The sequence below is a fragment of the Streptomyces sp. NPDC000404 genome (assembly GCF_040300365.1).
In the GTDB taxonomy this organism is placed as follows: Bacteria; Actinomycetota; Actinomycetes; order Streptomycetales; family Streptomycetaceae; genus Streptomyces; species Streptomyces ramulosus.
The window spans coordinates 16,435-29,545 of sequence record NZ_JBEPDN010000011.1 but is presented as its reverse complement, the minus strand read 5'-3'; the positions used below and the strand labels follow the sequence as shown (position 1 = coordinate 29,545).

At 72.4% G+C, this 13,111-nt stretch carries 7 protein-coding genes; 3 read left to right on the top strand and 4 right to left on the bottom strand.

Features of this window, described 5'->3' with window-relative positions; all coding sequences use genetic code 11:
- Positions 1 to 490 precede the first annotated feature (490 nt).
- The gene (locus ABT345_RS21570; RefSeq protein ID WP_345084960.1) at positions 491 to 2,806 is read left to right on the top strand and encodes a bifunctional glycosyltransferase/CDP-glycerol:glycerophosphate glycerophosphotransferase; all 2,316 of its coding nucleotides are present in this window, start codon (positions 491 to 493) and stop codon (positions 2,804 to 2,806) included.
- Between the two features lie 191 nt (positions 2,807 to 2,997).
- Here ABT345_RS21570 and ABT345_RS21565 read toward each other — a convergent pair whose 3' ends face one another.
- Entirely contained in the window at positions 2,998 to 3,624 is a 627-nt protein-coding gene (locus ABT345_RS21565) for a TetR/AcrR family transcriptional regulator (protein WP_345084963.1), read from the bottom strand.
- A gap of 283 nt (positions 3,625 to 3,907) precedes the next feature.
- Between ABT345_RS21565 and ABT345_RS21560 the strand changes: the two genes are divergently transcribed.
- Together ABT345_RS21560 and ABT345_RS21555 are read left to right on the top strand one after the other, a co-directional pair.
- A complete protein-coding gene (locus ABT345_RS21560; RefSeq protein WP_345084966.1) occupies positions 3,908 to 4,846 on the top strand; it encodes an ABC transporter permease in 939 nt (312 codons plus the stop codon).
- Positions 4,839 to 5,651, top strand: coding sequence for an ABC transporter ATP-binding protein (locus ABT345_RS21555; RefSeq protein ID WP_345084969.1), 813 nt, complete (start codon positions 4,839 to 4,841; stop codon positions 5,649 to 5,651). The genes ABT345_RS21560 and ABT345_RS21555 overlap by 8 nt, the downstream gene beginning before the upstream one ends.
- Before the next feature lie 78 nt (positions 5,652 to 5,729).
- Here ABT345_RS21555 and ABT345_RS21550 read toward each other — a convergent pair whose 3' ends face one another.
- From ABT345_RS21550 to ABT345_RS21540, 3 genes are all read right to left on the bottom strand, one after another.
- Positions 5,730 to 10,739 carry an NAD-glutamate dehydrogenase gene (locus ABT345_RS21550; protein ID WP_345084972.1) on the bottom strand — a complete coding sequence of 1,670 codons (5,010 nt, stop codon included), beginning with the start codon at positions 10,737 to 10,739 and terminating at the stop codon, positions 5,730 to 5,732.
- A gap of 583 nt (positions 10,740 to 11,322) precedes the next feature.
- On the bottom strand, positions 11,323 to 11,985 hold the full coding sequence (locus ABT345_RS21545) for an HAD family hydrolase (protein WP_345084975.1): 663 nt from the start codon (positions 11,983 to 11,985) through the stop codon (positions 11,323 to 11,325).
- A 183-nt stretch (positions 11,986 to 12,168) separates the two neighbouring features.
- The gene (locus tag ABT345_RS21540) at positions 12,169 to 12,663 is read right to left on the bottom strand and encodes a DUF6912 family protein (protein ID WP_345084978.1); all 495 of its coding nucleotides are present in this window, start codon (positions 12,661 to 12,663) and stop codon (positions 12,169 to 12,171) included.
- Positions 12,664 to 13,111: the final 448 nt, after the last annotated feature.

Genomic DNA, 13,111 nt, shown 5'->3' with positions numbered 1-13,111 from the left:
CTTTGCCGTACGAGCCATCAAAACTACCGCGCCGGGCCGCTCGCGCCGTGGCTTACGGGACGGACAACGGCGGTAATTCCTACGGTTATTCGTGCGCCGGACCACCCGTCCGTGGCATGCGCCCCGGGCGGGTCACCCCGCGGCGGCGGCACCCGGCAGCCGGACCGCTGCGCGCTCCGGACGCCCCGGCGCCTCCCTTGTGTAGAGGCACGCCGTCCCGGTCCGGTTCCGCCGCCCGCCGTGAGGTGGCCCACGCGCGCGGGCGCCCGTACGCGGACACGGAGGGCGTTCGGCGACTACGTACGGTGGTTGGGCGAAACCGCCGACATGCCCGTTCTTACCCGGATATGTAACGAGGGCCACAGAACTTTCCGGTAACGGGCGGCAACCCTTTCCGGTGAACTCCAGTCATACAACTGGCGCAGATATGCCTTCCGCAGGGATTTTTCCCGCCTTCCGCGCTCGTTTCGTCACGAGGAGTAGCCGCCACATGTCCGAGGCAGTCACCGGTTCCGCCCCCCGCTTCAGCGTCATCGTGCCCGTGTACAAGGTGCAGGGTTACCTGCGGGAGTGCCTGGACTCGGTGCTGTCGCAGGACTTCCCCGACTTCGAGGTGATCGCGGTCGACGACCGCTCACCCGACGGCTGCGGCGCGATCCTGGACGAGTACGCGGCGCGCGACGCGCGGGTGATCGCCGTGCACCACGCGGAGAACGGCGGCATCGGCCAGGCGCGCAACACCGGCGTGGCGCGGGCGCGCGGCGACTACCTGCTCTTCCTCGACAGCGACGACACCTTCGCGCCCGGCTCGCTGCGGGCGATGGCCGACCGCCTCAAGGAGACCGCGGACCCTCAGATCCTGCTCTTCGACCACGTCCGCACGTACTGGTGGAACAAGGTCCAGCCGAGCGCCAGCGGTGAGCTGCTGGCCCAGGCGGGCACGGAGACCTTCCGCCCGGCCGACCGGCTGGAGTACCTCAACCTCTTCGCGGTCGTCTGGAACCGCGCCTTCCGCCGCGACTTCTTCACCGGCAACGGCTTCGCCTTCACCGACGGCGTCTACGAGGACGCGCTCATGGTGTACACGACGATGCTGACCGCCGAGACCGCCGGCTGCCTGGACCAGGTCTGTGTGGAGTACCGCCAGCGCCGCCAGGGCAACTCCATGAAGACGCCGGGCCGCACCCACTTCACGATCTTCGCGCAGTACCGCCGCCTCTTCGCCTTCCTCGACACCCGCCCGGACCTCGACCGCGTCCGCCCGCTGATGTTCGAGCGGATGGTGAGCCACTTCCTCTTCACCTTCGCCCGCGAGAACCGCGTCACCCCGGCCGACCGCCCGGAGTTCTTCCACCGCGCCGCCGCGATGTACCGGCAGCTGGAGCCCGCCGGTTTCGTGGTGCCGCCCGGTATCGACGGCGCGAAGTACCAGGCGCTGCGGCGCGGCTCGTACCAGGCGTTCCAGGCGCTGAAGCTGGTCAACGGCGCCCGCATCGCCGGGCGCGACCGGCTGCGCAAGGCCCGCCGCACCGTGGGCAAGCACGCCTACCACCGCTTCTACCAGCTCCAGCTGCGCCGCCCGGTGGACGAGAACCTCGCCGTCTACTCCGCCTACTGGAACCGCACGCCCGCCTGCAACCCGCTCGCCGTCTACGAGAAGGCGAAGGAGCTGGCGCCGCATGTGCACGGCGTCTGGGTGATCCGTAAGGGCGCGGAGGACACCGTCCCCGCCGGGACGGACTTCGTGGTGGCGAACTCCCCGCGCTACTGGGAGGTGATGGCCCGGGCCAAGTACCTGATCAACAACGTCAACTTCGCCGGGGAGATCGTCAAGCGCCCCGAGCAGGTGCACCTCCAGACCCACCACGGCACGCCGCTGAAGCGGATGGGCATCGACCAGCAGAAGTACCCGGCCGCCGCCAAGGGCATGAGCATGCGCGGGCTCCTGGAGCGCGCCGACCGCTGGGACCTCTCCCTCACCGCCAACCAGCACTCCGCCGAGCAGTGGGAGCGGGTCTACCCGTGCGCCTTCCGCTCGCTCGACGCCGGCTACCCGCGCAACGACGTCTACTACCGCGCCACCGCCGAGGACGTCCTCGCCATCCGCGAGCGCCTGGGCATCGCCCCCGGCCGCACCGCCGTCCTCTACGCGCCGACGGTCCGCGACTACCAGGCCGGATACGTCCCGCGGATGGACCTGGAGCGCGTCACCCGCGAGCTGGGCGAGGACGTCGTCCTGCTGGTGCGCACCCACTACTTCTACGGCGCGGACCCCCGCCTGGCGGAGCTGCAGGAGCGCGGCGCGCTGATCGACGTCTCCACCTACCCGGTCGTCGAGGACCTCTGCCTGGCCGCCGACGCGCTGATCACGGACTACTCGTCGATCATGTTCGACTACGCCAACCTCGACCGGCCGATCCTCACCTACGCCGACGACTGGGACGTCTACGTCCGCTCCCGCGGCGTCACCTTCGACCTGCTGTCCGGCGAGAAGGGCGAGACGCCCGGCGTCATCGCCACCAACGAGGACGAGCTGATCGACGCGTTCCGCAGCGGCCGCTGGGACGGCGCCGAGGCCACCGCGCTGCGCGCCGCCTTCCGCGCCCGCTTCTGCCAGTGGGACGACGGTCACGCGGCGGAGCGCGTGGTGCGCGCGCTCTTCCTGGGCCAGGAGCCGACGCCGGCGCCGCTGCCGCTCGCCGAGCGCACCGTGGCGCCGTCGCCGCGGGAGGCGGCCGCGGCGACGGGCGCGACCGTCGTGGCGGGCGCCGGGGTCTCGGCCGACGACGTGGAACTGGCCGGCTGAGCCCGCGCGGGGAGGCGGCGGGCGGGGCCACCGGGCGGCCCGCCGCCGGGCTCCGGGGCGGGGGCCGCGCTCCGGGCCGGGGGCCGCGCCCGAGTTGAGGGCCGTGCCCGGACCGGAAGCCGCGCCCGGGCCGGGCGGCGCTCTCAGGCCCGGCCCGCCGGGCCGCGGCGGTCCCGCGCCCGGCCCGACCGCTACCTCCCCGCGCCCAGCGCCCCCGTCACCGCGTCCGCCAGCTCGTCCAGATAGCCGTCGGGCAGCTCGTCGCGGGCGACCACCAGCCGCCAGTAGAGCGGGCCCGTCATCAGGTCCAGCGCCAGCCGGCCGTCGGCGTCCCCGGGCAGTTCGCCGCGCTCGACCGCCCGGGCCACCATCGCCGCCGCCATGCCCTCCTGGCCGTCGTGGAGCGCGGCCTTCAGCGCCTCGGCCAGCTCCGGGCTGCGCGCCGCCTCCGCCAGCAGATCCGGGATGATCTGCGAGGCCATCGGATGGCGCAGCGTCCGGGCGGCCACCTCCAGGAGCATCCGCACATCGCCGCGGAGCGTGCCCGTGTCGGGTGTCGGCAGCCCCTCGGCGGCCAGCGCCGAGACCACGTCGAGCACCAGATGGAGCTTGGAGCGCCAGCGCCGGTAGACGGCCGTCTTGCCGACCCCGGCCCGCCGCGCGATGCCCTCGATCGACATCCGGGCGAACCCCACCGCGGCCAGTTCCGCGAAGACCGCGGCCCGGATCGCGGCGGTCTTGTCCTCCCGCAGCACGGCCGCCCCGGCCGGGGCCCGGCGCGCCGTCGCGGACGTGTGATCGCTCCCGTTCTTTGCCATGGCTTGAGCATAGCGTCACGACGCTACGGTTGCGTCTCGACGTCGACTCGCCCTAGTCTCGCTCCGACGTCACGACGAAACGGTCCCGTTCCGACGTAGACGCCACGGCCTGCCGTACGCCGACCCCGTACGGCCCCGGCCCCCGAGGCCCCGGCCCCACCGACCCCGGACCTCCCCGACCCTCCCGCCGTCCGCCACCGCGCACCCCGCGCGCCGGACCCCGTCGCCCCTCGGTGCGCACCGGACCCGCTCCGCGCCCGTCGGCCCGTACGAAAGCGGCCCCATGCCCCAGACCCTCGCTCCCCCCGCACCGGCCGGACCGGACACCGCCCGCCTCCCCGGCCCCGGCGCCGCGCCCGATCCGCGGCTGCGCGAACTGGCCGCGCGCCACGGACTGACGCTCAGCGGCGCCCGCCCGGCCCTGCCGGAGTACACCCGCAGGCTCTGGGCGCGGCGCCACTTCATCACCGCCTTCGCCACCGCCAGGCTCACCGCGCTCTACACCACCGCACGGCTGGGCCAGCTCTGGCAGGTGATGACGCCGCTGTTCAACGCCGGGGTCTACTACCTGATCTTCGGCATGCTGCTCCACACCGACCGCGGCATCCCGGACTTCATCCCGTTCCTGTGCACCGGCATCTTCGTCTTCACCTTCACCCAGTCCACCGTGCTCGCCGGTACCCGCGCGGTCTCCGGCAGCCTCGGGCTGGTCCGCGCGCTGCACTTCCCGCGCGCCTGCCTGCCGATCGCGTACACCCTGATCCAGCTCCAGCAGCTGATCTTCTCGATGGGGGTGCTCGCCGCCATCGTGCTGCTCTGCGGGGTGCCGCTGACCTGGCACTGGCTGCTGATGATCCCGGCACTGCTGCTCCAGTCCGTCTTCAACGCCGGGCTCGCGATGATCATGGCCAGGATCGGCGCCCGCACCACCGACACCGCCCAGCTCATGCCGTTCGTCCTGCGCACCTGGATGTACGTCTCGGGCGTCTTCTACAACCTCTCGGTCTTCACCCAGCACGCCCCGGCGCTCGTCGCGGCGGCCCTGAACGCCAACCCCGCACTGATCTACATCGACCTGATGCGGTACGCCCTGATCGACTCCGTCCGCGCCTCCGCACTGCCCGCCCACGTCTGGCCGATGGCCCTGGGCTGGGCGCTGCTCTCCGGCACGGTCGGCTATGTCTTCTTCTGGAAGGCGGAGGAGGAGTACGGCCGTGGCTGACACCACCACGCTCACCACCGAAACCACCGGCACCGGCGCCCCCGCCGCCGACGGCCGCGTCCCCACCGTCATCGCCGACGACGTCCACATCGTCTACAAGGTCCACGGCGCGGGCGGCGGCCGCGGCAACGCGGTCTCCGCGCTGCGCCGGATCGTCCGCCGCACCACCACCGCCGGGACCCGCGAGGTGCACGCCGTGCGCGGCGTCACCTTCACCGCGCACAAGGGCGAGGCGATCGGCCTCATCGGCTCCAACGGCTCCGGGAAGTCCACGCTGCTGCGGGCCATCGCCGGACTGCTGCCACCCGCCGCCGGGCGCGTCTACACCGACGGCCAGCCCTCGCTGCTCGGCGTCAACGCGGCCATGATGAACGACCTGACCGGCGAGAAGAACGTCCTCCTCGGCGGCCTCGCCATGGGCATGAGCCGCGAGGAGGTCCGCGCCCGCTACCAGGACATCGTCGACTTCTCCGGCATCAACGAGAAGGGCGACTTCATCTCCCTGCCGATGCGCACCTACTCCTCCGGCATGGCCGCCCGGCTGCGGTTCTCCATCGCCGCCGCCAAGAACCACGACGTGCTGATGATCGACGAGGCGCTGGCCACCGGCGACCGCGCCTTCCAGAAGCGCTCCGAGGCCCGCATCCGCGAACTGCGCGAGGAAGCCGGCACCGTCTTCCTCGTCAGCCACAACAACAAGTCGATCCGCGACACCTGCGACCGCGTCCTGTGGCTGGAGAAGGGCGAACTCGTCATGGACGGCCCGACCGACGAGGTCGTCCGGGCGTACGAGGGCCACAAATAGCGCCCCCGGATACGGGCGAGGGCCCCCGGAGCCGCTGCTCCGGGGGCCCTCGCGCGCGCACGGGCGCGGCCGGCTGCGTCAGCTGTGCGTCCGCATCAGGGTGCGCATCGTCCGCATCGCGACCGAGAGGTTCGCCAGGTCGAAGCCCTCCGAACCGTGGATCTCCTCCAGGGTCGCGCGGGCGCGGCCCAGGATCGCGGCGTTCTTCTCCTCCCACGCCGAGAAGCGCTGCTCCGGCGTGGCGGAGGCGTCGCCCTCGGACAGCACGTCCGAGGTGAGCGCGGCGTGCGCGGCGAACAGGTCCTCACGGATCGACGCACGCGCCATCGACTGCCAGCGGTCGTCGCGCGGCAGCTCCAGGATGCGGTCCAGGAGCTGGTTGATCCGCAGCCGGTCGCCCAGGTCGTAGTAGACCTCGGCGACGGCCAGCGGCTCCTTGCCGGTGCGGTCGGCGACGGCGACGATGTCCAGCGCCGGGAAGGCCGCCGAGAAGCCGGAGACCTGGACGGCCAGCGCCTCCGGGACGCCCGCCTCCGTCAGCTCCGCGAGGTTCGACTCGTACCACTCGCGGGCGCCGCCCTGGAGCAGCTTCGGCAGCTGCTCCCAGACCGTGGCGACCCGGTCGCGGAAGAAGTCGATGGTCTCCGACAGCGCCAGCGGCTGCGGGCGGTTGTTGAGCAGCCAGCGGGTGCCGCGCTCGACGAGCCGGCGGCTGTGCAGCCGGATCCGGGTCTGGACGGCGGCCGCGACGCGGTTGTCCAGCGCCTCGACGTCGTCCCACACCTGGTTGAGCCGGAAGATCGCCCGGGCCGCGGTGTGCGCCCGCACCACCTCTTCCAGCGAGGCGCCGGTCTCCTCCCGCATCCGGTGCAGGAAGCTCGTACCACCGGTGTTGACGGTGTCGTTGACCATCACCGTGGTGACGATCTCGCGGCGCAGCGCGTGGCCCTCGATCTGCTCGGCGAACTTCTCGTGCAGCGCGGACGGGAAGTACGCGTTGAGCAGGTGCTGGAGGTACGGGTCGTCCGGCAGCCCCGTCCGGATCAGCGCATCGGCCACCGTGATCTTGGTGTACGCGAGCAGGACCGCGGTCTCCGGCTGGGTCAGACCCCGGCCCTGGCTCAGCCGCTCGCGGATCTGCCGGTCGGTGGGCAGGAACTCCAGCGCGCGGTCGAGGTGGCCGTCGCGCACCAGGCGGCGCAGGAAGCGCTGCTGGGCGTGGATCATGGCGCCGGACTGCGCCTGGGCCAGCGCCAGCGCGGTGTTCTGCGCGTAGTTGTTGCGCAGCACCAGCGCGCCGACCTCGTCGGTCATCGCGGCGAGCAGCTTGTTGCGCTGCTTGACCGTCATGTCGCCGTTGGCGACCACCGCGTTGAGCAGGATCTTGATGTTCACCTCGTGGTCGGAGGTGTCCACACCGGCGCTGTTGTCGATCGCGTCGGTGTTGATCTTCCCGCCGTTGGTGGCGAACTCGATCCGGCCCAGCTGCGTCAGACCGAGGTTGCCGCCCTCGCCGACGACCTTGGCGCGCAGCTCGTCGCCGTTGACGCGGATCGCGTCGTTCGACTTGTCGCCGACGTCGGCGTGCGACTCGGCCGACGACTTGACGTAGGTGCCGATGCCGCCGTTCCAGACCAGGTCCACCGGCGCCTTGAGGATGGCCTTCATCAGCTCGGCGGGCGTCATCTTCTTGACGCCTGCCTCCAGCCCGAGCGCCGCGCGGATCTGCGCGTTGATCGGGATGGACTTCGCCGTCCGCGGGTGGACGCCGCCGCCCTGCGACAGCAGCTCGGTGTTGTAGTCCGCCCACGACGAGCGCGGCAGCTCGAACAGGCGGCGGCGCTCGGCGTACGAGGTGGCCGCGTCCGGCTTCGGGTCGAGGAAGATGTGGCGGTGGTCGAAGGCGGCGACCAGGCGGATGTGCTCGCTGAGCAGCATGCCGTTGCCGAACACGTCACCGGACATGTCGCCGACGCCGACGGCGGTGAAGTCCTGGGTCTGGGTGTCGTGGCCCAGCTCCCGGAAGTGGCGCTTGACCGACTCCCAGGCGCCGCGGGCGGTGATGCCCATGCCCTTGTGGTCGTAGCCCGCGCTGCCGCCGGAGGCGAAGGCGTCGCCCAGCCAGTAGCCGTACGACTCGGCGACCTCGTTGGCGATGTCGGAGAAGGTCGCGGTGCCCTTGTCGGCGGCGACGACCAGGTAGGTGTCGTCGCCGTCGTGGCGGACGACGTTCTGCGGGTGCACGACCTCGCCGCCGACGAGGTTGTCGGTGATGTCGAGCAGGCCGGAGATGAAGGTGCGGTAGCAGGCGACGCCCTCGGCGAGCCAGGCGTCGCGGCCCTGCGCCGGGTCCGGCAGCTGCTTGCCGACGAAACCGCCCTTGGAGCCGACCGGCACGATGACGGTGTTCTTGACCATCTGCGCCTTGACCAGGCCGAGGATCTCCGTACGGAAGTCCTCCCGCCGGTCCGACCAGCGCAGACCGCCGCGCGCCACCTTGCCGAAGCGCAGGTGCACGCCCTCGACCTTCGGCGAGTACACCCAGATCTCGAACGCCGGGCGGGGCGCCGGGAGGTCCGGGATCGCCTGCGGGTCCAGCTTCATCGAGAGGTACGCGTGCGGGCGGCCCGCGTCGTCGCGCTGGTAGTGGTTGGTGCGCAGCGTCGCCTTGATGACGGTGAGGAACGAGCGCAGGATGCGGTCCTCGTCCAGCGAGGCGACCTGGTCGAGCGCGCCGTCCAGCTCCTCCAGCAGCCCGTCGATCAGCTCGGTGCCGGCGCTCTGCCGCTCCGGCGACAGCCGCGCCTCGAAGAGCGAGACCAGCAGCCGGGTGGTGTGGACGTTGTTGGCGAGCGTGTCCTCCATGTACGTCTGGCTGAAGGTCGACCCGGCCTGCCGCAGGTACTTCGCGTAGGCCCGCAGCACCATCGCCTGACGCCAGTCGAGGCCGGCGCGGAGCACCAGCTCGTTGAAGCCGTCGCTCTCGGCGGCGCCGGTCCACACGGCGGTGAAGGCGTCCTGGAAGCGCTCGCGGGCGTCGTCGCCGTTGACCTTCTCCGGCATCCGCAGGCCGAAGTCGTAGACCCAGGCCAGCGTGGAGTCGGAGCAGGGCAGCTCGTAGGGGCGCTCGTCGACGACCTCGACGCCCAGGCGGTTCAGGCCCGGCAGCACCTTGGAGAGCGAGACCGGCTCACCGGTGCGGTAGATCTTGAAGCGGCGCTCGTTGGGCGCGGCGCCGACCGGCTGGTAGAGGCTGACCGCGAAGTCCTTGCCCTCGTCGGCGGCGAGCTTCTCCAGGTGCTGGATGTCGGCGACGGCGCTGCGCGGGGAGTTGTCGGCCTTGTAGCCCTCGGGGAAGGAACGGCCGTAGCGGCGCAGCAGCTCGGCGGCGCGCTCCTCGCCGACCTCGGCGGTCAGCGCCTCGGCGAAGCCGTCGGCCCACGAGCGGGCGGCGTCCACCAGGCGCGCCTCGATGCGGTCCACATCGGCGTCGGTCAGGTCCGGCAGCGTGGCGCCGGGCTCGACGCGGACGACGAAGTGCAGCCGGGAGAGGATCGACTCGGTGTTCCAGGCGGTGAAGTCGACGCTGGTGCCGCCCAGCTCCTCCTTGAGGATGTCGATCAGCCGCAGCCGGACGCCGGTGGTGTAGCGGTCGCGCGGGAGGTAGACCAGCGCGGAGTAGTAGCGGCCGTACTCGTCCTGGCGGAGGTAGAGCCGCAGGCGGCGGCGCTCCTGGAGGTAGAGGACGCTGGTGGCGATGGAGCGCAGCTGGTCGGCGGGCGTCTGGAACAGCTCGTCGCGCGGGTAGGTCTCCAGGATCTGCAGCAGGTCACGGCCGTCGTGGCTGTTCGGCGTGAAGCCCGCGGCCGCCAGTACCTCGTCGACCTTGCGGCGGATCACCGGCACCCGGCGCACCGACTCGGTGTACGCGGCCGACGAGAACAGGCCGAGGAAGCGGCGCTCGCCGATGACGTTGCCGTCCTTGTCGAACCGCTTGACGCCGACGTAGTCGAGGTAGGACGGGCGGTGGACGGTGGAGCGGCTGTTGGCCTTGGTGAGGATGAGCAGCTTGTGCTCGCGGGCCTTGGCGCGGGCGTCGGCCGGCAGTCGGTTGAACGACGGGGAGACGGGGTGGCCGTCGTCCTCGGCGTGCTGCGGGTCGGCGCGCAGGATGCCGAGGCCGGTGCCGGGCACGGCGGAGAGGACGTCCTCCTCGGCGCCGCCCTCACCGGGGGCGGTGATCAGCTCGTACTCGCGGTAGCCGAGGAAGGTGAAGTGGTCGGCGGCGAGCCAGCGCAGCAGCTCGCGGGCCTCCTCGATCTCCTGGTCGCGCAGGTCGTCGGCGGTCGGCTCGGACGGCAGCTCGTCGGCCATCCGCAGCGCGGCGCCGCGCATCTTCTCCCAGTCCTCGACGGCCTCGCGGACGTCGGAGAGCACCCGGAGGAGGTCCGCGGTGATCTGCTTGAGGTCCTCGCGGTCGGTCTCGCGGTCCATCTCGACGTGGATCCACGACTCGGTGACCGCGTCGTGCGGCAGCTCGGGCTCGGCGGCGGCCTTGGCCTTGGCGGTGCGGCCCTTGCCCTTGGCCGCGGGCTTGGCGGCGGGCTTCGCGGCGGCGCCGCCCGCCTCGCCGCGGTCCAGGACCTCCAGGAGCTTGCCGGTGACGTCGCGGCGGACGGTGACCTGCGGGTGGATCACCAGGTGGATGCCGCGGCCCTGCCGGGACAGCTCGTTGGTGACCGAGTCGACGAGGAAGGGCATGTCGTCGGTGACCACCTCGACGACGGAGTGGCTGGAGGTCCAGCCGTTCTCCTCGACGGTCGGGGTGTGCACGCGGACGTTGGCGGTGCCCTGCGGACGGTTCTCGGCGAGACGGAAGTGCGAGATCGCGGCGCCGAACACGTCCACCGGGTCGCGGTCCGCGAGGTCCTCGGTGGCGGTGTGCAGGTAGTAGCGCTGGAGATAACCCGTGAGGGTCTCCTGGTCGAGACCTCTGACCGGCTTCTTGCTGCCGGCCGGGCTGCTTTCAACGACCCGGGCCGCCCGTTCGAGCAGCTCGGTCTTGGCTTCATCCAGCTTGTTCTGCATGTCCTCTGGCTCCTGTCGCGCGCCGTTGCGTGACGTCGTGGAAGAACTCCGTGGATGCTGCACAACGCCGCGGTGACGCGGGGTGTCCTGTCGCTGCCGACGCTATGCCGCGCTGAGCGCGGGCCTGGGCGCGGTCGAAGACTGTTGACGTAGTCGTCACGCGCTCGTGGCCGCAGAGACCAGCGGCCGCCCGGTCACATCCGTGTCCCGGGCGCAGGGCGGGGACCTCGATGCCCCCGCGAGTTATCGCGCTGATCACGCTGCAAGGCTATCGCTCTTCGCTTCGGTGCCGTCATCGGCCTTACACGTCCAAATCTCTCTCCCGAACTTAGACCTTCTGGACAACGGGCTACCGGGGAGTTTGTGCGTGGGGGACGTCCGGGCCGGTCCGGCCCGGGGCGCCGGGGCACAGGCGCGGGCGTGGCGGTACGAGGCCGGGCCGTCCGAGCAGGACGGGGGCGCGGGCGGGCACGGGAGGCCGGGGCACCGGGCAGGGCCGGAGGGTGCGGGGCCGGGAGGCCGGGCCTCGCCGCGCCGGGGCCGACCGCCCACCCGGGACCCGCCGCATGTCACCGCTCCCGGCTCACGCCGCCAGGTTTCCGGCCACCTCGACCGCCTCGGCGAGGGTGTCGACGATCGGGACGCCCGCCGCCCGGAGCCGGTCGCGGCTGTGCGAGCCGCCGGTGTAGAGCACCGCCTGCGCCCCCGCGTGGCGGGCCGCCACCGCGTCGTCCACCGCGTCCCCGATCACGACCGTACGGTGTGGGTCCACGGACTCCAGCGCGGCGAGGTGGCGCACCATGTCCTCGCTCTTGCCGCCGCCGGAGGGCCCCTTACGGCCGTCCACCCGCAGGAAGTGCGGCTCGATGCCGAAGCCCCGGACCAGGGGTATCAGCTCGTCGTGGCCGAACATGCTCAGGATCGACTGGCTGCCGCCGGCCGCACGCCACCCGGCCAGCAGGGCATCCGCCCCGTCGGCCAGCCCGCAGTGCCCGCGCCGGTCGGTGTAGTGGCGGTGGAACGCCTCGTCCATCACCAGCCACTCGGCGTCCGTCGGCATCCGGCCCATCAGGTGCTCGTAGAACAGCGGCACGGGGACGCGGTACAGCTCGCGGTAGCGCTCCAGCGTGATCGGCTCCATGCCGACCTCCGCGAACGCCGCGTTGGTCGCCCCGATCACGGCGTCGATGTCGTGGAACAGCGTGCCGTTCCAGTCCCACACCAGATGCGTCGCGCGCTCGCCCATTCCTGCCCCCTGTCCGCTCCACCGCCCTGCGCCGGGCACACGAAAAACCGTACCCGCCGCCACTGACAACGCCCCCGCGCCGCTCCCCGGCCCCGGAGGCACACGCCGGGCGCGGCGCCTCACGCCCGGGGCGCGGGCCGGGCGCCCCGGCGCCGAGCAGGTGCGACGACGCCGGTCGCCGCCTCAGCCGAGCAGGCCCGGGATCTCCTGGACGCCGAACCACATCAGGTCGTGGTCCTCCGCGCCCTCGACCGTCCGCAGCGCGGCCCCGTCACCCCCGTCGGCGGCGGCGAGCGCGGACGCGGCGGCCGCGACGGCCTCCTCCGCGTCGGACGCGTCCACGTGGACCGCGGCCGCCTTCTTCATCGGCACCGGACCGGTCACCCGCACCGCGGCGGGGTCCTGCGCATCGCCGGGCGCGGCCGCCACCGCGGCGTCCGGCACGTCCACCGCGACGACGACGCGCCGCCGGGCGGCGTCCGGCCGCGCGGCGAGCTGCCGCAGCGACGCCTGGGCCGCGTAGCCCAGCGCGGTGTACTCCAGCTCCTCGATGTCGTCGGAGAGCCACTCCCGCAGCGCCGGGGTGACGGCGTACGCGTCCAGCGGGCCGGGACCCAGCTCCCCCTTGCCGTGCACCTCGGCGAGCCCGGGAAGGGTCAGGGGAACGTAGACGCGCATGACAGCCGCTTTCACTCAATTCACGCAATTTCATCGAGCCCGGAGAGGTACCCGGCGCCCGGCAGGGCGCCAGCCAGCATACGGGCGCGCGTCCCCTTTCGAGGGGCGCCCCCACGGCCCGGACGGCGCCCTTCCGGCACGCCGGGACCCGCCTCCCGAGGCCTGTTCACGCCGTCGCCACCCGGAACGGTGAACTTTCCGGCGGCCCCGCCGCGGCGAGCGGCGCATTGCCCGCGGCCCGGTCCGTCGGTAGAAGAGCCCCACCGAAGCTACTGCCCGGTAACGGACCGGGCCCGGCAGAACGGGGGCGACCGCATGACCGGCACCACGACCACCCTCCCGACCCGCACCACCGCACCGCCCGAGCCCGCCCCGCCCGGCTCCCGCCCCGACGGCTTACCGACCGTCCCGCACCCCCGCCGCGCACCGCAGCCCCCGGCGCCGCCCG